General features: G+C 56.4%; 19 protein-coding genes. 10 read left to right on the forward strand and 9 right to left on the reverse strand.

Annotation, left to right across the window (positions count from 1 at the left end; translation table 11 throughout):
* Positions 1-41: 41 nt before the first annotated feature.
* Together ACI1P1_RS07725 and ACI1P1_RS07730 are read right to left on the reverse strand one after the other, a co-directional pair.
* Complete coding sequence (locus ACI1P1_RS07725; protein WP_416215788.1) at positions 42-854, reverse strand: GNAT family N-acetyltransferase; 813 nt, start codon at positions 852-854, stop codon at positions 42-44.
* Between the two features lie 136 nt (positions 855-990).
* Complete coding sequence (locus ACI1P1_RS07730) at positions 991-1,188, reverse strand: DUF4177 domain-containing protein (RefSeq protein ID WP_416215789.1); 198 nt, start codon at positions 1,186-1,188, stop codon at positions 991-993.
* A gap of 201 nt (positions 1,189-1,389) precedes the next feature.
* Between ACI1P1_RS07730 and ACI1P1_RS07735 the strand changes: the two genes are divergently transcribed.
* The 3 genes from ACI1P1_RS07735 (at position 1,390) to ACI1P1_RS07745 (ending at position 4,068) form a co-directional block, all read left to right on the forward strand.
* Positions 1,390-2,088 (forward strand): ABC transporter ATP-binding protein, encoded by a 699-nt coding sequence (locus ACI1P1_RS07735; protein ID WP_416215790.1) that lies wholly within the window; start codon positions 1,390-1,392, stop codon positions 2,086-2,088.
* Positions 2,089-2,166: 78 nt separating this feature from the next.
* Entirely contained in the window at positions 2,167-3,411 is a 1,245-nt protein-coding gene (locus tag ACI1P1_RS07740; RefSeq protein WP_416215791.1) for an ABC transporter permease, read from the forward strand.
* Positions 3,412-3,585: 174 nt separating this feature from the next.
* Positions 3,586-4,068: a hypothetical protein gene (locus ACI1P1_RS07745; RefSeq protein WP_416215792.1), complete on the forward strand. Its 483-nt coding sequence runs from the start codon at positions 3,586-3,588 to the stop codon at positions 4,066-4,068.
* 723 nt (positions 4,069-4,791) lie between these two features.
* Here ACI1P1_RS07745 and ACI1P1_RS07750 read toward each other — a convergent pair.
* The 6 genes from ACI1P1_RS07750 to ACI1P1_RS07775 form a co-directional block, all read right to left on the reverse strand.
* On the reverse strand, positions 4,792-5,793 hold the full coding sequence (locus ACI1P1_RS07750) for a glycoside hydrolase family 130 protein (protein WP_416215793.1): 1,002 nt from the start codon (positions 5,791-5,793) through the stop codon (positions 4,792-4,794).
* A 213-nt stretch (positions 5,794-6,006) separates the two neighbouring features.
* Positions 6,007-6,891 carry a carbohydrate ABC transporter permease gene (locus tag ACI1P1_RS07755; protein ID WP_416215794.1) on the reverse strand — a complete coding sequence of 295 codons (885 nt, stop codon included), beginning with the start codon at positions 6,889-6,891 and terminating at the stop codon, positions 6,007-6,009.
* A gap of 48 nt (positions 6,892-6,939) precedes the next feature.
* A complete protein-coding gene (locus ACI1P1_RS07760; protein ID WP_416215795.1) occupies positions 6,940-7,836 on the reverse strand; it encodes a carbohydrate ABC transporter permease in 897 nt (298 codons plus the stop codon).
* 107 nt (positions 7,837-7,943) lie between these two features.
* A complete protein-coding gene (locus ACI1P1_RS07765; protein WP_416215796.1) occupies positions 7,944-9,350 on the reverse strand; it encodes an ABC transporter substrate-binding protein in 1,407 nt (468 codons plus the stop codon).
* 111 nt (positions 9,351-9,461) lie between these two features.
* On the reverse strand, positions 9,462-11,075 hold the full coding sequence (locus ACI1P1_RS07770; RefSeq protein WP_416215797.1) for a response regulator: 1,614 nt from the start codon (positions 11,073-11,075) through the stop codon (positions 9,462-9,464).
* On the reverse strand, positions 11,065-12,888 hold the full coding sequence (locus ACI1P1_RS07775) for a cache domain-containing sensor histidine kinase (protein WP_416215798.1): 1,824 nt from the start codon (positions 12,886-12,888) through the stop codon (positions 11,065-11,067). Before ACI1P1_RS07775 ends, ACI1P1_RS07770 begins: the two co-directional genes overlap by 11 nt.
* A gap of 398 nt (positions 12,889-13,286) precedes the next feature.
* On the opposite strand from ACI1P1_RS07775, the gene ACI1P1_RS07780 reads away from it, so the two are divergent.
* The 5 genes from ACI1P1_RS07780 to ACI1P1_RS07800 all read left to right on the forward strand — a co-directional run bounded on the left by ACI1P1_RS07780 (position 13,287) and on the right by ACI1P1_RS07800 (position 17,630).
* Positions 13,287-14,360, forward strand: a complete 1,074-nt coding sequence (locus ACI1P1_RS07780; protein ID WP_416215799.1) for a sulfate ABC transporter substrate-binding protein — start codon at positions 13,287-13,289, stop codon at positions 14,358-14,360.
* A 55-nt stretch (positions 14,361-14,415) separates the two neighbouring features.
* Positions 14,416-15,258 (forward strand): sulfate ABC transporter permease subunit CysT, encoded by an 843-nt coding sequence (cysT, locus tag ACI1P1_RS07785; RefSeq protein ID WP_416215800.1) that lies wholly within the window; start codon positions 14,416-14,418, stop codon positions 15,256-15,258.
* Between the two features lie 54 nt (positions 15,259-15,312).
* Positions 15,313-16,197: a sulfate ABC transporter permease subunit CysW gene (gene cysW, locus ACI1P1_RS07790; protein WP_416215801.1), complete on the forward strand. Its 885-nt coding sequence runs from the start codon at positions 15,313-15,315 to the stop codon at positions 16,195-16,197.
* Positions 16,198-16,203: 6 nt separating this feature from the next.
* A complete protein-coding gene (locus tag ACI1P1_RS07795; RefSeq protein ID WP_416215802.1) occupies positions 16,204-17,262 on the forward strand; it encodes a sulfate/molybdate ABC transporter ATP-binding protein in 1,059 nt (352 codons plus the stop codon).
* 125 nt (positions 17,263-17,387) lie between these two features.
* The gene (locus ACI1P1_RS07800; RefSeq protein ID WP_416215803.1) at positions 17,388-17,630 is read left to right on the forward strand and encodes a YezD family protein; all 243 of its coding nucleotides are present in this window, start codon (positions 17,388-17,390) and stop codon (positions 17,628-17,630) included.
* A 661-nt stretch (positions 17,631-18,291) separates the two neighbouring features.
* Here the strand turns inward: ACI1P1_RS07800 and ACI1P1_RS07805 are convergent.
* Positions 18,292-18,429 carry a hypothetical protein gene (locus ACI1P1_RS07805; protein ID WP_416215804.1) on the reverse strand — a complete coding sequence of 46 codons (138 nt, stop codon included), beginning with the start codon at positions 18,427-18,429 and terminating at the stop codon, positions 18,292-18,294.
* A 172-nt stretch (positions 18,430-18,601) separates the two neighbouring features.
* Between ACI1P1_RS07805 and ilvA the strand changes: the two genes are divergently transcribed.
* Together ilvA and ACI1P1_RS07815 are read left to right on the forward strand one after the other, a co-directional pair.
* Positions 18,602-19,891 carry a threonine ammonia-lyase IlvA gene (gene ilvA / locus ACI1P1_RS07810; protein ID WP_416215805.1) on the forward strand — a complete coding sequence of 430 codons (1,290 nt, stop codon included), beginning with the start codon at positions 18,602-18,604 and terminating at the stop codon, positions 19,889-19,891.
* Between the two features lie 177 nt (positions 19,892-20,068).
* Positions 20,069-21,625 carry a diguanylate cyclase gene (locus ACI1P1_RS07815; protein ID WP_416215806.1) on the forward strand — a complete coding sequence of 519 codons (1,557 nt, stop codon included), beginning with the start codon at positions 20,069-20,071 and terminating at the stop codon, positions 21,623-21,625.
* Positions 21,626-22,012 lie beyond the last annotated feature (387 nt).

Genomic DNA, 22,012 nt, shown 5'->3' on the forward strand with positions numbered 1-22,012 from the left:
TTACATGTGCGCGCTCCCTCCACAATTCCTAGAATACGCTACTAGCTGCCGTTATCCCTCTCCAGCAGTGTTACCCGCCAGGGGCAAATCTCCACCATTCCTGCGCGGAGATAGACGCTCCTGGCCGCCGGATTGGTGTAAAACAAATACGGAAATTTCCCCTCCTGCAGCAGAAGGTTAAACAGTGCCGTCAGCACTTGTGCAGCATATCCTTTGTTCCGGAAATCCGGATGGGTTACTACGCCGGTAATAAGGGCGCTTTGCTTCCGCTCGTGGAAGGTAGAGACGGCTGCCACCATCCTGCCATCCGTACGGAGATAGACTGTCCGGTCAGGGGAGGAGGCGAGCCTGTTCCACTCCCGGCTGATGTACCCCTCTTCGTCGCCGGATAAGCCGGCATATTCTTCCGCTGACACAAGGAGACGGTAGTGCTCCCGCAGCTCTTCTCGAGCGGTTATCGTGCAAACAGCGGTACCCCGGGAGCGGCTCAGAGGAACGGCCTGCTTTACCATGCCCAGGTGGGAAAGAGTGTTTCTGGAGGGGGTGTAATCCCGGCAGACCCGTTGGACCAAGCTGTCGGGACCGGATACCTTGGCAAAGGATAGCTGTCTCAGAATATGCCGGTAAGCCTCCGGTTCCCGGTCATCAGGACTATAATAGGTCAGATTATTGAAGTTGTTCAGCAGCAAAGACATCAGCCGTCCTGACTCAAATTCTCCGAATACGAGAAAATGTTCCCCCGCGTAGCCGTTCCATATCAAATCATCGAGAAGAAAATGGTAATGGTCCATTTCATTCCCAAACAGGGTAAGCACTTCTGTGTGGTTGGCCGCAGTTAAGCGTCTGACTCCCATATACGAAAACCTCCGCGTCTTTCCGAATAATCCTGATATGTATGTTCTCCTTATCTTACGGCGGTTTGGATTTGCGGGGAAAGGTAGAGTTTGGCTGATAAAAAAACCGGCCCTCAGCAGGCCGGATTGATTCACTTTATGTACGTTTTCTTTTGAAGATGCAAACGACCTCTCGGGAGGCCCCTTGGCCCATGCTGGTGTCGAAGGTGTTAGCCAGCTCCCAGCCCAGACCGCCCAGGGCATTGAGCTCCTCCTCTAATTCGTGCAGGTCAACCTTGCCTCCGAAAAAGCCTTTTGTTTCTACCTTGAGGGTTTTGTACTCCCAGGTTTCCATACTGATCATCTCCTTGAAATGTTCTTGCCGATATGCCTTTATACGGCTTAGCCCCGTGGCGGTTTCACCGGAAGAAGGGCCTGGGGCAGGCTGTTCGGCGATAAGTCCAATGTTTTCCAGACAGGATGTGCCCGGCTTGCCAAAGCCTGCTATAATGAGACTATTGATTTTAAGGTGTGTGGAAGGGATGGTAGGCTGCTAATGGGAAAATTGACGGTTCAAATCGAGGAAGCGGGTTATGAGGGCAGAAGCCGCGTCATTTCGGATATTGCATTTACGGTGGGGGAAGGGGAACTGGTGGGGCTGATCGGCCCCAACGGCGCAGGCAAAAGCACCACCATCAAGGCGGTGCTGGGGTTGCTCAAGGATGTGAAGGGCAAGGTGGAGTTTCCCGGTGGATCGCCCAATTACGCGTACATTCCCGAGCATCCCGTGCTGTACGATGAGCTTACCCTGTGGGAGCATCTGCGGCTGGCGGCCTCGGCATTCGGTCTGGATGACGCCACCTTCGAGGCGAGGGCCACGGAGCTTCTGGAGCGCTTCCGTCTGACGGGGGCAAAGCATGATCTGCCTACGGGTTTTTCCAAAGGGATGCAGCAGAAGCTGATGCTTATCATCGGCTTCATCCATGAGCCGGAGCTGTATATCGTGGACGAGCCCTTCATCGGGCTGGACCCGCGGGCCATTAAGGAGTTTCTCGACATGCTGGATTCGGAGCGCAAACGCGGAGCGGGCGTCCTGATGTCCACCCACGTGCTGGATACGGCGGAGCGGATTTGCAGCTCTTTTCTACTGGTGAATGAAGGCAAGCTGATCGCTTCGGGCGAAATGCAGGATATCCGCGCCAAATGCGGGTTGCCCGGGGCATCTCTGTTCGATTGCTTTCATGCGCTTACTTAGGATGGGCATACGCACCCTAAGCTTTGCCGCAAGGCAAGGCCGTTCCCGTAAGCAACTTCGAATAGGAGGCTTCCCAAGATGAGTAACATGCTCACTCCCCAAAAAGTAGCCTGGCAGCGGATCCGGAGCAATGCAGGGTTCCAATACCGGGCATGGAAAATGGCCATAGACTGGGTCATCGCCCTTTATATTGTGCTGCCCGCAGCCGCCGTGCTGATTTATCAATATATCTCCTGGTGGAAGGGGACGCCCGTTTGGCTGGAAATGGTGCCCTATACCGTGTTCCGGGCTTATTTGTTCGTGGCGGCCATTACCGGTACCATCCGGTATTATGTGGAGGAGGCGGACCAGCTTTTCCTGGTCCAACGGACCTCCTGGTTCCGCAAGCTAATGCGGACGGGGACGGCCTTTTCCTTAATCTCGAGTGCCTTGGTGCTGGCAGGAATGGGAGTGCTTCTGTACCCCCTGTTGCGCAATGGCTACGGGGTCAATCCGCTGGAGGCGGTGTTCCTGTTTCTTCTGACGTACCTGGTCAAAATCTACCTGATGCTGGGCAAGCAGCAGCTGGAGCTGGCGGCATCCGGCTGGAGAAGTGTGGTCATCCGGATTATCGCCACTCCGGTGCTGGCTGCCGTGTTTGGCTTCCTGACCCACTGGACGTCGGTGAGCCATCTTTATGCGGCGCTGATTGCGCTGTGCCTGGCGGCGCCACTTTTCTGGCTGGTACCCGCCCGGATCCGGGCCAGGGGCACCTTTTATAAGGATGCCCAGCGGGAGCGGGAGGAACGGATGAAGCTGGCGGGGATGCTTATGAGCGCAGCCGGATACCGTGTTCCGCGGAAAACAAGGTCCAAGAAGAAGCGGGCCTTCCTGTTTCCGGCCTCCCGCAAGCTGTTTAAGGAGCGCACCCAGGAGAATGTGCTGGCGGAGTCCCTTATCAAGGGGATTTTGCGCAACGGCTCCAAGCTTAAGCTGGCGGGAATGCTGCTGCTGGCGGCTACAACGGCAGTGGCTGTTTGCCCCAATAGCACCATCCGTCTGATCGTGGCTGTGGCCACAGGAGCGCTGTTCGCCTGGATGTCCAAATCCTTTGCCCGGGAAGCGGCCACGGAGGAGTATGTCCGGCTTTTCCCGTGGAAGGATACGGTGCGTATGGAGGCCTTCGTCAAAGCGGGTGGCAGCCTTACAGGACCGGCCTGCGCCTGGCTGGGATTACTGTGCGGACTGCTGAACGGGGACCTGCTGCAAGCGGTAGTGATGCTGCCGCTGGGTTATTTCTTCGGCAAGATGGCCTCGCGGATGTTCGGCATGAACGGGCTGTAGGACAGGGCTGATTGGGTGAGGGCAGCGAACCTAGCCCAACGTCATTGGAGGCAAACATGCATATAAATGGCTGCTCCCGAAGGTACATTGGTGCTATGCAAGAAAAAGGCAACCTGCGGGTAAGCTAGCTAGGTGACCAAAACGTGCATATGGCCAAGAAAGGGGACCTTTACAATGCTGGCTCCCATTTATTTTCAATTTGAGGACAAAAAAGCGGCTCTGCTGGCGTTGGACACTCTGCAGGAGCTGGGTTTCACCGGCCAGATGCTGGAGCACCGCCACCCCGAGCACAAGCCGGTGCTCCAGTTGACCATCCGCCAGGGGGACCTGGTTGCGGCCTTGGAGATTGCGCAGGCCCATGGAGGGGTTTTACTGGAGACAGAGGCGCAGCCGGAGCAGGAGGTATACAACAATGCCTACGACTTGGCAGGAGTCCCCATCCCGGCCCATACGGTGACGGAGGATCTGCCGGAGGCCTATCTGGCAGGGGAGGAAGCCGCGGAGCTGCCCCGGTATAAGCGGCACGCTGATACCAGAGAGGAAGCGGAGGCCATGGTGGCAAGGAATGCCGCCCAGCAGTTCCGGGCCCCTGGTCCGGGTTTGTTTGATCCGTCGGATGATGACCTGGATCAGTTCGACGCAGGGATCCATTTGTAGTGTGGGGAAAAGCCTCCGGCCGGAGATAACGGCCGGGGGCTTTTCAGTGGGGTGGCCGCGAGAGGGGCAGGGAAGGAATAGGGGAAGCCAGGCTTCCCCTATTCCGGTCTCGCGGTGGAGTGAAAGCGTGATAGCGGAAGGGAAGAGTCCGCTATCACGCTTTGTTGGGGTGGAAATGCGGCCCGGTGCCGCAGATAGGGGAAGCGGGGCTTCCGCTATTGGGGGCCCGCAGGGCCAAAATGTTGGAATAGCGGAAGGATGGCTTCCGCTAAGGGGGTTGCCCCGGGCGACTAGCGGAAAAGGAGCAGCGCGGTCGCCCATCAAAGGACTGCGGTGCGGAAATAGCGGAAGTCACCTTCCGCTATTTCCCTTCTGCCCGCGCAAACAAGAGGATAACGGAAGCCAGCTTCCGTTATCCCCCTTCAAACGGCCGGGATACCTGGCCTATTTGCGCTGTTAGCGGAAAAATGCTTCCGCTATTCCGACCGGCGTACCAACTTAGCAGCTGTTAGCGGAAAAATGCTTCCGCTATTCCACCAATATGTCAGCCCGGCAGTATGTAGCGGAAGTTTGTTTCCGCTATTTCCGCGCTGCCCATCTAAATGGAGAAGGGGGCTGGAGAAGTGCTGGGCCACCGCCCCGCCCACACCAAAACGGGCTGGCCTGAGGTTCTCCCTCCGCCAGCCCGCTTCCGAGGGGCCACTTACCCGGCCCCGCTTCACCTTACTTTTTCAAACAAAGAGCCAGCAGATCGTCAACATGCGCGGTGGCCAAACATTCCACCGTGTCCGCGGCGCCGTAGTAGATTTTGACCTCGCCGCTGTCCTCGAGGATCATGCCGCCAGGGAAAATTACATTGGTGCGGAAGCCTTCGTCCTTTTCGTAGACAGCCTCCGGCGCCAGCAGGGGCTCCTGGCTCATGCCGATAACCTTGTACGGGTTCTCCAGGTCGAGAAGCATAATTCCGGTGGTGTAGCGCTTCTTCCAGGTATCCTCCCAGCCGTTTTTGCCACGGGAAGGATCGCGGTCCACAGCGTGGAACATGGTCAGCCAGCCTTTGTCCGTTTTGATGGGAGGCGCCGCCGGGCCCAGCTTGTCGTTGGCGAAGGGAACCTGCTCCACGGCCAGCAGCAACTCGGTATTGCCCCAGTATTTCAGGTCCGGGGAATCGGAAATCCACATGTCGAAGCGGTCTTGGCCGCCCCGGCTGTATACCGGGAAAGGACGTTCCAGACGCACATAACGCCCGCCGATTTTTTCGGGGAACAGCACCATGTTGCGGTTGTCGGGGGCTGTCATGGACAGAACCTCGAAGTGTTCGAAGTCGTCGGTGACGGCAATGCCGCCGCGGACGCCGTGTTTGGTATCCACCGCAAAGCACATATACACGCGGCCGTCGATCACCGTCAGCCGGGGATCGTAGGTGCGCACGATTTCTTTATCATTCAGACCGAAGCAGGGGCCGGGCTGCACATCCCACTTGACGCCGTCGTCGCTGTAGGCCAGACCCAGATTGGTGGTACCGGCCGGCAGCAGAGTCTTGTTAACGGGATCGCCGTAATCATTGCGGAACACCATGACATATTTGCCTTGGAACTTGGTGACGCCGGCATTAAATACCAAAGCCGGAGAATAAGGCACATCCGCCGGAGTGAGAATGGGGTTGGCAGGATGACGGACAATAACGCTGCTGGATTTCAGATCGCCGATGATGGGCAGAGACATATGCGGTAAACCTCCTGGGCAGATAGGATAGTAAAAAAATGAAAGTCTTGTGCGATGTGCGAACCGTCCGGATCGGACTATTGGCCCCAAAGCATCTTGTCACTTATGGGGGGTTAATTTTTGGTTACGCCTTCATTATAAAGGCCCCGGCCCGCTGTCCCCGGGCCGGATTTTCATTTTTTTATCCCGGAATTTAAGGTGGAGCCGAAAAACTCAGCCTTTTACGGACCCCGCCGTCATTTGCATAAAGGACTTGTTGGCCAGCATGTAGACCAACAGCAGCGGCAGGATGGACAAACACGCTCCCGCCATCATGTAGTGGGTTTGGGAAGCGGCCGAAGCGCCGTAGCGCAGATTGGCCAGGCCCACGGTCAGGGTTTGCAGCTTGGGGCTGCTCATGGTGAAGACCAGCGGCAGAAGATACTCGTTCCAGGCTCCGCGGAAGGTGAACAAAGCGGCAACACCCAATCCCGGACGCAAGAGCGGCAGGATAATCCGCCAGAAGGTGGAGGCGGGGGAGGAGCCGTCGATCAGGGCTGCCTCATCCAGATCCCTGGGAATCGCTCCCATGAAGCTCAGCAGGATGAAGAAAATATAGGCATGGGCGCTGATCAGGATAATGATGACGCCCCACAACGAGGTGTGCAGATGCAGCTTGATCATCAGATTGTACTGGGGGCGCAGCACTACGGCGCCGATGGAGATGAACATCATTGCCGCTTGAATCCCCACATAGATGCGTTTGCCGGGGAAATTCATCCGGTCCACCACGTAAGCGGCCATGGCGGTGACGATCAGGGTGCCCACGGTGACGGTGGCGCTGATCCACAGGCTGTTCAGGGTAAACCGGGAAAAGTTGGCCTGCTGCCAGGCCTGGACATAGTTGGAGAACTGCCAGGAAGACGGGAAGAAGGTGGCACCCGCCGTCAGCTCCGCATTGGTTTTGAAGGAGCCGAGAAAGGCCAGAAGAACGGGAATCACCGTCAGGAAGGCCATGCCCAGCAGGAAAAGCCAGAGGACGGTTTTGCTCAATACCCTGGCGGCGGAAAACCGCCGTTCGGGAGTGGTCCCAAGAGGTACGGATAGCTGTGTGCTCATGTCGGAATGCTCCTTTCTGCAGCTGCGGCGGCACCGCCGCAAAGCCGCTTACAACCGGTTCAAACGTTTGGAGGCCAGCTGGTAAATAAGGGTGATGCTGCCCACAATCAGAGCGGTGACAAAGCCTGCCGCGCTGCCGTAGCCCATCTGCTGCTCCACCAGGTTGCCTTGGCCCGCTATAGGGAAGAACAGCTTGTAAACATAGAGGAACATGACCTCTGTTTTGCCGATGGGGCCGCCCTCTGTAAAGACCATGATGCTTTCATAACCCTTAAGGGCATTAATAATGGCCAGCATAATAACCATTTGCAATACCGGACCCAGCATGGGCAAGGTAATGAACCAGAACTGCTGGGGTTTGTTGGCCCCGTCCAAGGCGGCGCTTTCGTACACATCCTCGGGGATGTTCTGGAGTCCGGCGATAAAAAGCAACATATAGTTGCCCACCGCACCCCAGACGGCCACCAGAATGGTGGTCAGCATGGCCAGATCGGCGCCCAGCCAGTCCACGCTCCGGTCCACGATATTCCATTTCATCAGGTACTGGTTCAGGATGCCGTTATACGAGTTGAAAATATTGAAGAACACAACGGCGATAACCGCCGAGCTGATGACTGTAGGCATAAAGTACACGGCCCGCAGGAAATGCCGCCCCCGGAGGCCCCGGTTAAGCAGAACCGCCAGCACCAGGGACAGGGGCAGGGTGATGATCAGCTTGCCGCCCGCATACACGAAGGTGTTGATGACAGAGTCCCAGAACTGGCCGTCCTGGAACAGCTGCCGGAAGTTATCCAGACCCACGAAGCGCTCCTGGCCATACCCCTTGTAATCATAGAACATGTAGCGCATGGCCCAGGCGATAGGGTAGATTCCCAGGGCCAGAGTCAGAAACAGACTCGGTAAAATAAAACTATAGGAAAAGACGGTTTTACGGATGGAATTCATGATGCTCCTCCTTTCAGGCGGTGAGGATCGGGTCCCGGGCATAAAAGAGGCGGGCGTGACAGCAGATTCCCTCTGTGCCTTCCCGCCTTTCATTTACCGCCGGGTCATTATTTGGCGTACTTGCCGCCAAGCTTCGCCGGATCGAAATCCGGAATGGCCTTTGCCTTGACTTCGCCGGCTGCAACGGCTTTATCCAATGCGTCATTATAGCGTTTGTTCAGATCGTCAACCATCTTGTTCAGGTCGCCGCCCTCCAGCATGTACTTGAAGAACGCATCATAATACTTGATGCCCTGTACATTGACGGTGGGGGAGATGGGCCATACGCCGTCGGACTTATTGGGCAGGAACCCTTCGATGCCGCCGATATCCGGAGCTTTGGCCTTGGCAGCCACTTCAGGAACCATGGAGATGCCGAAGCCCTTCTCATGGTACGTTTGCAGAACCTCATTTTGGTACATGTAGCTCAGGAACTTCCAGGCTTCGTCCTTATGCTTGGAATCCTTGCTGATGGCCAGCCATTGACCGCCCAGGAAGCCGGAGGCACCCTTCACTTCACCGGTAACGGTGGGAGCGGGAGCCGCTGCCCAGCGGATTTTGGCAGGGAATTGATTCTTGTATACGCCCGGTTCGGAGGAGAAGGACATGTACATGCCGATTTTGCCTTCGGCGAATTGGGCGCGCAGCGGGTCGATGTCCAGGGATTCCACACCCGGCAGCATGCTGCCGTCATCCTTCATTTGCTTGAAGGAGTTGATGATGTCCTTCCAGCCGTTAAAGTCGAAGCGGCCGGTTTTGAAGTCGTAGCCGAAGCCGCCGTAGCCGCTTAACTCTGCAATCAGCCGGGCAGAGCGGCCCAGAGCGCTGTTGGGGCTCTTCAGGTTGAAGGCGATGCCGTAGGCGCCGCTGGCCTTGCCCACTGCGGTGATTTTCTTGGCGTCCTCCACCATTTCCTTCAGGGTGGTGGGCGGATTCTTGATGCCTGCTTTTTCGAACAGATCCACGTTGTAGACCAGCCGCATGGTGGTGCCGTAGTTGGGCAGGCTGTACATTTTGCCGTCGAAGGAGTTTAGCTCGTCCATAGCCGGGAACTTGCTCTTCAGCTCGGGGGTGAGATAACCGTCCAAGGGTGCCATGTAGCCCTTCTTGTAATGCATCTGAATGGTGTTTTCCTTGGTGCGGAAAATATCCGGAGCTTGAGCCGAGGTAAAGGCCAGGTCCAGCGCCTGGTCGAAATCCTCCGAGCGCACCACCATTTCAACCTCGATATTATCCTTGTTGGTGGTGTTGAATTTCTGGATGACTTCCTTGATATAATCCGTATCATGACGGTCGCCGGTCCAATACGTCAGCTTGACCTTCTCGCCGCTTGGAGCCTTGGTGGCTCCTGCTCCGGCGGAGGGTGCCGCGGATGCTCCGGTGCTCCCGCTGCCATTGTCGCTTCCGCCGCCGCATGCGGTAAGGCCTGCCGCCAGAACCACGCTCATCGCCGTGAATGCCGCTTTTTTCATCATGCTTGATGTGCCTCCCTTATAAGATCGGTAATTTTCTCTCGTGCACCTTGATTATAGAAGAAGCGCCATTCAAGCATAATGAGGCAAACTCCACATGAAGGGCAGGTTTCGCTACAGGTTGGCGTCACGGAACTCCGATGGGGTTTGGCCGGTGTATTTTTTGAACACCTCGCTGAAGTAACGGCGGTGCTCATATCCCAGCTCCCGGGCAATTTCCTGTACCTGATGGTCGGAGAGCAGCATGGCCTTGGCCTTTTCCATTTTCTCCTGGATGACAAAATGCTGGAAGGACATGCCCGATTCCTTTTTGAACAGATTGGAGAAATAACCGGGGCTGAAATTAAACTGCCGTGCGCAATGCTCCAGGCTCAAATCCAGCTGCAGATGGGAGCGGATATAGGCCATCGCCTCCAGAATAATCCGCTTGGATTCCAGCCGCCGGCTGCCCTCCACCCGTTCGCAGCCCTCTCTGGTAAACTCCAGCAGGAGCTCCCGGAGGCGTTGGAAGGACACGGGGCCAGCGCTTTTGATAACGGCCAGCTGTGTTTCGAAGGTGGTGAGCTGATCCTGGGGGAACAGCTCCAGAAGCACCCGGTAGAGCTTGGAGGCCAGCTCGCAGCAGAGGGTCTCAACAAATTCAGGTGCAAGAAGAACCCCCAGCTCCCCGGTCAGGCTGTCCAGCATCCCCTCCAGCAGCGGGATGCACTTGCCCTTGTTGCCGGAGCGCAGAGCGAAGAGGAGCTCCGGCTCCCGGGAGAAGAAGGCCTCCGGTACAGGCTCCCGCTCCAAGGTCAGGGCGCCGAAGCCAAGAGCTCCGTTGCCGCCGGTATAGAAATGATAGGACAGGGCCTTCAGCGCCTGGTTATAGGAGCGGGGCAGCTCGTCCACCCCGGCCGCGTAGAGGCCAGTCCCGATAGAAATGGTGAATTTGGTATAGGTGGCGATGTTCACGCAGCAGGCCTCCGCCACAGCAAGCGCCTCGGCATCGTCGCGGCAGTTGATGACCACCACGTAGCGGTTCATGGATTCCCGGAAGATGATGCCCTTGGTGAAACGGGCCACGGTTTCCTCCAGAATATTCTGCAGGGAGAAACGGACCAGCTCCATCTCCTGGACGGGCATGTCCCGGTACTTCTCCGACAAATGGTCAATTTCCGCAATCAGCACGGCGAAATCCCGCGGCACAAGCTCCAGCTGGAGGAACTCCCAACGGGCCGCCGCCCGGGGAATATCGGTGGAATGATGCATCAATAAGTGAAAATACTCCTGCCGGAGGACTGGCAGGCTGTCCCGCATCTTCTGCTCCATCGCCTGCACATGGGCCTGCCCCTTCATTTCCTCCAACCGGGCGTCCCGGGCCTTCAGCACAATGTCGGCAATCTCCTTGACGGAGAAGGGTTTCTTCACAAAGTCGAAGGCACCCAGCCGGATGGCTTGCTGGGCGTAGGCAAAATCCGTATAGGCGCTGAGAATGATCACCTTGCAGTGGGGCAAAGCCTCGAGAATCCGGCGGGTCATCTCCAACCCGTCCATACGGGGCATACGGATGTCGGAGAGTACAATATCCGGCTTCTCCCGCAGCACCAGCTCCAGCCCCTCATCCCCGTCCAGAGCGCTGCCCGCTGTTTCGATGCCATGCTCCTCCCAGGGGATGCGGGTCGTGATCATATCGGCTACACTTTTAATATCGTCAATGACACACAGCTTCAGGCGTTTACCGCTCATCCTTATGCTCCTCCTCTACTATGGGCAGCCAAATCTCAACCGAAGTTCCTTCCCCCGGGCGGCTTGTCATGGCCATGCCGGCTTCATTGCCGAAGTACAGCTGCAGGCGGTGGGTAATATTAGGCAAGGCGTAGCCGTGACGGGAACGGGGGCGGTTTTCCACAGTGGGAGAGTCGGCCTTCGCAGACGGTATACCCTCGCCGTTGTCCTCTACCGTAAGCCGCAGAATGCCATCGCCGGACTTGACGGTTACGCGGATCTCCCCGCCGCTCCGCCGGTTGCGGAAGCCGTGAAGGATGCTGTTTTCCACCAGCGGCTGCAGGATAATCTTCGGTACCAGGCATTGGAGCAGCTGCTCCTCCTCCACCTCCGACGCATATAGAAACAGATTCTCGTAGCTGATCTGCTGGATGGCCACATACTGCTCCGCATGGCGCAGCTCATCCTGGAGCGGAATCAGCTCCTTGCCGGCGTTCAGGCTCAGCTGGAACATCTCCGATAAGGCCAGAATCATGGCGCTGGCATCCTCATTTTCGCCAAGCACCGATTTGCAGTAGATGGTATTCAGCGTGTTATAGAAAAAATGCGGGTTCATCTGGGCGGTCAACGCCTTCATCTCGGACCTGCGCTTCTCGGTTTCACCCTTCCTCACATCCTCAATCAGGCGGGTGATCTCATCCAGCATCCGGTTGAAGCGGGATCCCACCTGGGCCACCTCGTCCTGAAATTTGCTTTCGAAGCGGACGGACAGATCATTGTCCTCCACCCGGCGCATCAGGGTTTGCAGCTTATAGAGCGGCCGGAGAAGCACTGTGGTCAGCTTGTTGGCGAAAAGCAGCGACAGCAGCACAAAACCCAGCATGGTGAGATACGCGGTTTGTTTGATCTGGCTGACCTCCCGGAGCAGTTGGTCCTTGGACTGCACCCCAACCACCATCCAGCCCCGGTCGTGGTTAATATCCAGCCGTTTATAGTTCAGCATGTAGGTTTCCGATTTGCCCTCGTAGAAAAAAGAGCCCTGATCCTCTTCGCCCATCAGCTTCGGGAAATCCGGAGGTGTGTCTCCCCAAACCGGGGAGGAGTCGGAACGGATCACCTGCTCCCCTTGGGGATTAATCACATAATACTCCCGACCGTCCTTGGACAGATTCTGGGTGGACAGCCGCAGGAGCTCTCTTTCCTTAATGTTGACGATGACATAGGTATCGAAGGGAGGAAATTGGGGGTCCTCGCCTACTCCCTCCACCACCAGAGACAGCACCCGCTGCCGGCTGGAGAAAAAGGTATCCTCATGGCCTTGGACCCATACGCCGCGGCGGGTGTTTTTGATCTCCCGGTACATATCCGTGTTGTAGAAGGAGGCTGCGGGATTGCGCACAAAGTTAAGGAAATAGAATTCCCCGATGGGCGTGGCCACCAGTATATTCTCGATTAGCGGGTCGCTGAAATTGGCCTGGGAGAAAACCGCCTGCAGGGCAGATAAATGATGATAATAACGGCTAACGTTGCCGCTTTGCACATCGCGGATCAATTGCTTGAAGGGGTCGCTGAGCATGAGCGCGCGTACGGAGTTGGCCGTGTTGCGCAGCTTGTCGTCTACGATCTGGGCGGCTTTGTTCACCGTATCCTGGCTGGACTGGAAGGCATTCTTCTGGACCACCCGGGAGGCGATGAGATAGGAGATGGAGCCGGTGGCGGCAATGGCCAGTGTAATCAGCAGCACAAAGGAGGCCCAGATGCGCTGCTTGAAGGAGAGCTTGTAGAGCATGTTCCGCGACGCTGCCGATTTTATTCTGTCCGGATGCTTCCTCAACCGCATCACCCCCCTGTTTAGTGCCAGTCCCTTTCATCTTATCATGGGAAACAGAGCAAAAAGAATGCGGCCTATCCCACAAGAAGGGCGGGAAATCCAAGCGGTTTTGCCTTTGGTGGAAGATGGGCTCGTAAAACCGCCGAATACAGGGAACATCTGCCTACCTCTTGGAATAAAATAGCATCGTTACTGTTGAGCGGCGTTTGGTCTTACTATAAGAAATTCTTATGGACACTTCCAAAAAATGAAATAAAACTTCGCCCAAACCATTGACGAAAGGGAAGGCGGGGTGCTAAAATGAGCACAATATAAATCATAGTAAATTTATAGGATTAATTATGATCTACCGGACCACCGGCGATCCTCACCAAATTCAACCTGAAGGCAGGAGAAAACATATGAAAAAACATATTTTGGCGGCGACGGCGGTATCACTGGCATTGGTAGGCATTCTGGCCGGCTGCGGCGGCAAGGAGGAGGCCTCCGCTCCGGCAGGTTCCACAGCGGCAGGAGCGGCGTCAACCGCACCGGCTCCCAAGGCTGTGGAGCTGACCAACGTTTCTTATGACCCGACCCGGGAGCTCTATGAAGCTTATAATAAATCCTTTGCAGACTACTGGAAGCAGAAAACCGGCCAAACCGTCACCGTGAAGCAGTCCCATGGGGGATCAGGGGCCCAAGCCCGGAAGGTAGTGGACGGCCTGGAGGCGGATGTGGTTACGCTGGCGTTGGCCTATGATATCGACTCCATCGTCGAATCCGGCCAGATCAAGACAGGCTGGCAGTCCGAGCTGAAGGATAACAGCTCTCCCTACACCTCCACTATTGTGTTCCTGGTGAAGAAGGGCAACCCCAAGGGCATCAAGGATTGGGATGACCTGGTGAAGCCGGGGATCAGCGTAATTACCCCCAACCCCAAAACCTCTGGCGGCGCCCGCTGGAATTATCTGGCGGCTTGGGCTTATGCCAAAGAGAAGAACAACGGGGATGAGGCCGCAGCCAAGGATTTTGTCACCAAGCTGTTCAAGAACGTGCCTGTTCTCGACTCCGGGGCCCGCGGCTCCACTACTACCTTCGTAGAGAAGGGGATCGGCGATGTCCTGATCGCCTGGGAGAATGAGGCGTACCTGTCTCTGAAGGAATTCGAGGGCAAATTCGAAATCGTCAATCCGTCCATCAGCATTCTGGCCGAACCCCCGGTAGCCATCGTGGATAAGGTGGCCGATAAGCGCGGCACCGCCGAGGTAGCCAAGGCGTATCTGGAATACCTGTATACCGAAGCTGGCCAGGAGATTGCCGCCCAGAACTTCTACCGCCCGCGTCTGGAATCCGTAGCCAAGAAGTACGCGGATAAGTTCCCCAGCATCAAGCTGGTTACCATTGACAAGGATTTCGGCGGCTGGGCCAACGCCCAGAAAACCCATTTTGCCGACAACGGCGTATTTGACCAAATTTATAAGCCGTCCAAGTAAGGCGCAATCAAATCGATTTTATACCGGATCAGCCGGCTAAAACGGGAGTGTTGGTATGAGCTGCTTGACCAAAAGGCGGCATTTGCTGCCGGGCTTCGGCCTATCCATGGGATACACGATTTTCTATCTGAGTGTAATCGTGCTGTTCCCCTTATCCGCGTTGTTTCTGAAATCCGTGTCCATGGGTCTCGGGAAGTTCTGGGATACGGTCACCGATGACCGTGTTCTGGCCTCCTACCGGATCAGCATCACCACTTCTTTATCCGCTGCTCTTATCAATGCCTTCTTCGGACTTCTGGTAGCCTGGGTGCTGGTCCGTTACAAATTCCCCGGCAAAAAAATCATCGACGCCATGGTGGATCTGCCCTTTGCCCTGCCGACGGCGGTAGCCGGCATTGCCTTGACCTCCATTTACAGCGAAAACGGCTGGATGGGCAGTCTTTTCGCCAAAATCGGGATCAAATCGGCTTATTCGCCAATGGGCATTACCATCGCCCTGATCTTCATTGGCCTGCCCTTTGTGGTGAGGACGGTGCAGCCGGTATTGGAGGAGCTGGACAAGGAGATCGAGGAAGCGGCTGCTTCCTTGGGTGCTTACCGGCTTAAAACCTTCTTCCGGGTTATTCTCCCGGAGGTGCTGCCCGCCCTCCTGACGGGTTTCGCCCTGGCCTTCTCCCGTGGCATCGGGGAATACGGCTCGGTGGTGTTCATCTCCGGCAATATGCCCATGAAGACGGAAATCGCCCCGCTGCTTATCATGATGAAGCTGGAGCAGTTCGATTATACGGGAGCGACGGCCATTGCGGTGGTGCTCTTGCTGTTCTCCTTCCTGATGATTCTCATCATTAACTATCTCCAGTGGCGCGCCAGAAGGAGGATGTCGGTCCATGATGCATAAACGGCTGTATTCCTTCACAAGCGGCGGATTCTCCATCGAGAGGGGGCGGATTCCATGGCAGGCGGAGTAGCGGGAAGGCTGAATACCCCCGGCAACCAGCCCAAAACCGGCTCCACCACAGAGCCGTTGGCGGTGCGCATCATTCTGATTTCCATTGCGCTGTTGTTCCTGGTATTGGTGCTGCTTATGCCCCTTGTCACAGTGTTTATGCAGGCCTTCCGCAAAGGGGCCGAGGTTTACTTCGCAGCTCTCCGGGATAAGGATGCGTTGGCGGCGGTACGGCTTACCCTGCTGACGGCTCTTATTGTAGTGCCTCTTAACACGTTGTTCGGGGTGGCGGCGGCTTGGGCCATCACCAAGTTCCGGTTCAAGGGCAAGAATTTCCTGATTACCCTGATCGATCTGCCATTTGCCATCTCACCGGTTATCGCCGGTCTGGTCTTCATCCTCCTGTTCGGCGCCCACGGCTGGTTCGGGCCTTGGCTGCAGGCCAACGACATCAAGATTGTGTTCGCTTTGCCCGGCATTATTCTGGCTACCAGCTTCGTCACCTTCCCCTTCGTCGCCCGGGAGCTGATTCCCCTGATGCAGGCCCAGGGCTCCCAGGAGGAGGAAGCGGCGGCTACTCTTGGCGCCAAGGGCTGGCGGATTTTCACCAAGGTGACGCTGCCCAATATCAAATGGGGCCTCCTGTACGGCATCATCTTATGTAACGCCCGGGCCATGGGCGAATTTGGGGCCGTGTCCGTGGTGTCGGGACATATCCGCGGGGAAACCAACACCCTGCCGTTGCAGGTTGAGATTTTGTACAACGATTATAAATTTTCCGCGTCGTTTGCGGTTGCCTCTCTTTTGGTGCTCCTGGCTGTGATCACGCTGATTGTCAAAGCAGTGGTCGAGTGGAAGCATCACCAAGGGTTGGCGAAGGAAGGAGAGTGACCGGCTATGCATATTGAAGTCCAGCAATTGCGCAAAACCTTCGGGAGCTTCGTCGCGTCCAATGATGTCAGCTTCAGCATTGAGAAGGGCAAGCTGATCGGCCTTCTGGGACCCTCCGGCGGCGGAAAAACCACCATTCTCCGCATGCTGGCAGGACTGGAGCAGCCTGACTCGGGGGAGATCCGGTTCAACGGCCAGGTGATTAACCATCTGCCTCCCCAGGAGCGGCATATCGGCTTTGTGTTCCAGAACTATGCCTTGTTCCGGCATATGAATGTGTACGACAACATTGCCTTTGGGCTGACAGTGAAAAAATGGAAAAAATCGGATGTGGACCGCCGTGTCCGTGAGCTTCTGGAGCTGACCGGTCTGGCCGGTCTGGAGAAGCGTTATCCCAACCAGCTGTCCGGCGGCCAGCGGCAGCGTGTGGCCTTCGCCCGCGCCTTGGCTCCGGAGCCGGAGCTCCTGCTGTTGGATGAACCCTTCGCCGCCATCGACGCCAAGGTCCGCAAGGAGCTCCGCGCCTGGCTGAAGGAAACCATCCGGCGGGTAGGCATTACCACCGTGTTCGTCACCCACGATCAGGAGGAGGCCATGGAGGTGGCCGATGAGATCATGATCATCCAGGGCGGACGGCTGGAGCAGAAGGGAGCGCCGCTGGCTATTTACAGCGAGCCGGACACTCCGTTTGTGGCGAACTTCGTGGGCGAATCCCGGGTGCTGGATAATCCGGGGGTGCTGAAGGGCTTCGCCGATTATGAGGACTACGGCAAGGCCATTGTGCGGCCGGAGTTTATCGAGGCGGGCAGGCGAAGCGAGCTGTCCCAGCCCTTGGCGGCAGATGAGGGCCGCATCGTAGACACTCTCTTCTGCGGCAGCCGCTGGCAGCTGGAGGTGCAGCTGGGCGGACACCGGCTGACCATTTACCGTCCGCTGGAGAAGGCGGTGCTGAATACGGGGGATGACATCTGGGTGATGATTCACCGCCTCTATGTATATGAAGGCCCGTCGCCTGCCATTGTGGAGAATGCCCTGAAGGCGGAGCATGCGGTACTGGGGCTATAGGCGGCTGGGCGCTGCAAGGCACCCTGAACACTTCGGGATTTACACACATGGAGCAACTGCAAGGCACCCTGAACACTACGGGGTTTGCATACATGTAGGGAAGAAGGCTGTGGGGAGGTAGGAGAATGGGTTCTCCGCTGGAAATCAATGAGGATTGGCTGGAGCGCATCAGGCAAAGTCTGAACGGACTGGAGTTTGGCAATGTGCAAATTATCGTCCATGGCGGCCGCATCGTCCAGATCGAGCGGACGGAACGCAAGCGGTTCGAAGGGGAGTCCGGGTCCAACGGAGGGGGCTCGGCCTCCGTACCTGTCCTGCAGCCGGCCCGCCCGCAGCGGAAAGCCCAGGGCCAGCATAGGCATGATTGACAATGGCGCCGTAAGATTGTATAACTGATTCAACAGGATAGTGGAACATGAAATTCATTGAAGAGAACGAGTACGCGGATGAAGCTTCCGCTCCAGAGAGTTGGCGATTGCTGCGAGCCAATGCGAGAGGTCTCCGCCGAATATCATCTCCGAGAAGCCGGTTGAACCTGCCATAGTGCGTGTGTGTGAACTCCCTAGGGTTTGCGCATACACGTCCTACCGGGCGGAAGTAGACCTGTGCCGGCAGCCTGCCGTTATACGGGCCCCGCATCAGCAGTGTGCGCGGATGGAGTGGCCGTTTCCCTTGAGGACCGGCGGAGAGAGGGCGATGGCTTGTCCTCCGGCCGTGGGATCTTACGGGCGCGGAACAAGGGTGGTAACGCGAGATATGAATCTCGTCCCTTAGGGGACGGGATTTTTTTGTGTTCCGGCGGACTGCCGGTGGCGGGTGGCGGACGGCGTAAGCGCGACCGCCCAAGCGCGACCGCTGGAGCGTCACCATTTTTGCGGCGTGCTTCTGGTGCCTTACTGCAAAAGTACAGCTATTTTTGCTGAAAATGCCCTATTAGCACATTTATCCTGCAAAAATGCAGTTATTTTAATCCCAATTCCAAAAATTCCAGTCAAACGGGTAATTTAACTGCACTTTTGCAGGTTGGGCTCATCCCAGGCCATTTTCGGCGAAAATAACTGCACTTTTGCAGGATGAGCTCATACCAGAAACCAGTAATCCAGCAAACCAATCAATCAAACCAAGCAAACCAAGCAAACCAATCCAGTAATCCAGCAATTCAACCAATCCAACCAATCCAACCAATCCAGCCAATCCGTCTAGCAAACCGGCAAATCAGCTCTGGTCGCACCGGAAATGACGGCATATTTGCATTTTTGGACCAGCCGCTAACGCTTTTACAAATGAACACTCACTGCTTCATATAGACGAGTAAATCAATAAATTGGAGGAACAGCACATGGCAAACACCAATCCCGGCTCCAACTCCGGCTCAGGCCAAACCCAAACCGTGGGAATGGGCGAAATCATCATGGCGCATCATGCGCTGAAGGAGGTTATCCGCAGAACTCCTCTCTTACGGGACCCGTATCTGTCGAAGAAATACGGCTGCGAGGTTTTCCTGAAGCGGGAGGATCTTCAAGTGGTCCGCTCCTTCAAAATCCGCGGCGCTTACCACAAGATCCGCAGTCTCTCCGAGGAGGAGCGCCAAAAGGGAATCGTCTGCGCCAGCGCAGGCAACCACGCTCAAGGTGTGGCCTATTCCTGCAATGCTCTCGGCATCCATGGAAAAATCTACATGCCCAGTACCACTCCCGGCCAGAAGGTGAACCAGGTGCGTATGTTCGGCGGCGCTTCGGTGGAGGTTATTCTGACCGGGGACACCTTCGACGATGCCTTCGCTGAAGCCATGAATGCCTGCCGGTCGGAGGGGCTGGTGTTTATCCATCCGTTTGACGATCCCGGGATCATTGCGGGTAACGGCACCGTAGGTATGGAAATTCTCGAGGACAGCCAGGGTCCGGTGGATTATCTGTTCGTAACCATCGGAGGAGGAGGTTTGTCCGCCGGGGTAGGGGCTTATGTCAAGACGGTGAGTCCGGCAACCCGGCTGATCGGTGTGGAGCCGGAGGGTGCGGCCTCCATGACAGAGGCTTTTGCCCAGGATCAGGTGGTGACCTTGAACCAGATCGATAAATTTGTGGACGGAGCGGCGGTTAAGCGGGTAGGCCAGCTGACCTATGATATTTGCAGACAGCTTCTGGACGGCATTGTGCTGGTTCCGGAGGGCAAGGTATGCACCACCATTCTGGAGCTGTATAACCACAATGCCATTGTGGCCGAGCCGGCAGGAGCCTTGTCCATTGCCGCGCTGGACAGCATGAAAGAGGAAATCCGCGGCAAGCGGGTGGTTTGTATTGTCAGCGGCGGCAATAACGATATCGACCGGATGCAGGAGATCAAGGAACGTTCCCTGATCCATGAGGGGCTGAAGCATTATTTCACTGTCAACTTCCCCCAGCGGGCGGGAGCGCTCCGGGAGTTCCTGGACGAGGTGTTGGGTCCTAACGATGATATCGTCCGGTTCGAATACACCAAGAAGCATAACAAGGACAACGGTCCGGCCCTGGTAGGCATCGAGCTGAAGCACCGGGAGGATTATGAACCGTTAATGGAGCGGATGGGCAAAAAAGGCATTTCCTATATTGAATTGAATAAAGATCCGGTATTGTTTAATTTGTTGATTTGACTGTTCGTCCCGGCAGAAGGGATAAAACTGGATGTAGGACAAAAGAAGCAAAAAAAGTTTCAGATTTAGCTAAAAAATTGTTTAAATCTGATTTGGACATGGTTAAAAAGAAGGAATAAGAGTTCTTTCGAGCGAACTGTACCTTTACATTATGTACGAGCCGAAGGGGTATGCTCCATGATCCAGCCTTTTATCTCCAATGCATCCATTTTGCTCCTTTGTGTATTCGGGCACTACCTGCTGATCCTGCGGGCCCAGCGTGAGGGCCAAGTCAGGCAGGGCCCTGCCGGGGACAGCGTCTGCAGCGTGACCACCGGGATATTGTTTGGAACCGCCGGGGTTTTACTGGTGGTTTCTTCGGTTTTGCTGGAGGGCGGCGTACGGCTGGATCTGCGCAATATCGGTATTCTGTTGGCTGCTCTGCTGGGCGGGCCCAAAGCCGCTCTGATCGCTACCGGCTTTATTGCGGCAGCACGGCTTACCCAAGGCGGATTTTACTTGGCCTCCGTTGTTGGCTTGCTTAGCGCCTTGGCGACCATGCTGGCCAGCATTCTCCTGGTGCGCCGTCTTCCCGTGTACCGTTTGACCACGTGGCTGTCGGGCTACATCATCAGTTATCTGATCATTTTTGCCACCTATGCCATTGTGCTTCCTTCCGATGGTCTTCTGTTGCGGTCGATGACGTATTATGTTGTGGTTTCCCTTCCCGTTATCGGGCTTTGTTATCTGCTGCACAGCCAATTGGCTCGGGTCAATGAGCTGTATGCGGAAGCCCAGTACAACGGGGAGAAATACCGCCAGCTGTTTTACAGCGCTCATGATCTGGTGTATCTCTTTACAGTAGAGGACGGCCAGCCGCAGCGGATTCTGGATGCCAATACGGCCGCTGCTCAAGCGCTGGGTTATGAGCGGGACGAGCTGCTGGCGCTTTCGCCCAAGGACATGTATGATCCGGCTTTTCTCGCACTGGAGCGGGATACGGAGAACAGCTGTCTTCTGAAGGGGGAGCAGCGGATGTTCGAGTGGAGTCTGGTGCGCAAGGATGGCAGCTTCATTCTGGTGGAGATATCGGGAAGGATGCTGCGGTTGTCGGGACAGCTGGTCTGTTTGGCGGTGGCCCGGGATATCTCCCTGCGCAAGGAATCCGAGAAGGCATTGCTGGAGGCGAATCAGAAGCTGGAGCGGCTATCGGTGTCGGACGGGCTGACGGGGATCTACAACCGGCGGGGAATGGATCTGTATTACCGGATGTTCTGGGACCGTACGCTGGATACCGGCGCTCCATTGGCGGTGCTGTTGATGGATATCGATTATTTCAAGGCGTATAACGATACATACGGGCATTTGGCCGGAGACCATTGTCTCAAAAGAATCGCTATGACGCTGGAGGCTCAGGCTGCTGCTGCAGGGGGGATCGCCTGCCGGTACGGCGGAGAGGAGTTTGCGGTGGTGCTGCCGGAGGCGGACAGCTTGAAGGCGCTGGACATTGCCGGGAGCATCCGGGATGCGATTAACGGGCTGGCCCTGCTTCATGCCGGCTCCGCGGTTTCCAGCTGCGTTACGTTGAGCATCGGCATTGCCATCCACTCTCCGCATGAGGCGGGCTCCATCCGGGAGGAGCTGCTGCAGCGAGCCGATCAGGCACTATACATGGCCAAACATGGTGGCCGGAACCGGGCGACGTTGTGGGAGAGCAGTCAGGGAGACGCGGAGGCCGAGGATTTGATCGGGTAAAGTGGACGCGGTGGGGAACGGATGAGCGGAACGGACAAGTGGATGGGTCAACGGACGAGCGAGTGGCTGATGGGCAGGAGTACGGACCGGCCGACGAACAAGTGTGACTACGCGACGGGGCGGACGGAAGCCTAAACCGAGCCATGCAGCCGGGCAGCGTCGGACTGGCGTAAAGGATTCATGTGACCGTCCGGCAAGTGGACTGCGTAAGGGAACTACGAGGACCTTACAGCGTGAATTTCGACCGTTTGGAGTTTTAACGGAACTGTGAAGCTCTTAGCGGGAGAAAATTGCGCTCCATCAGCTTGCGAACCCCGCTGAGAGTCGCTCAGGTTCCGTAAGAATTCGAATCGGCCGGTTTCCCCCCGCTAAGCGTCACTGAGTTCC

The sequence above is a fragment of the Paenibacillus mesotrionivorans genome (assembly GCF_046098205.1).
GTDB classification, from domain to species: Bacteria; Bacillota; Bacilli; order Paenibacillales; family NBRC-103111; genus Paenibacillus_AR; species Paenibacillus_AR mesotrionivorans.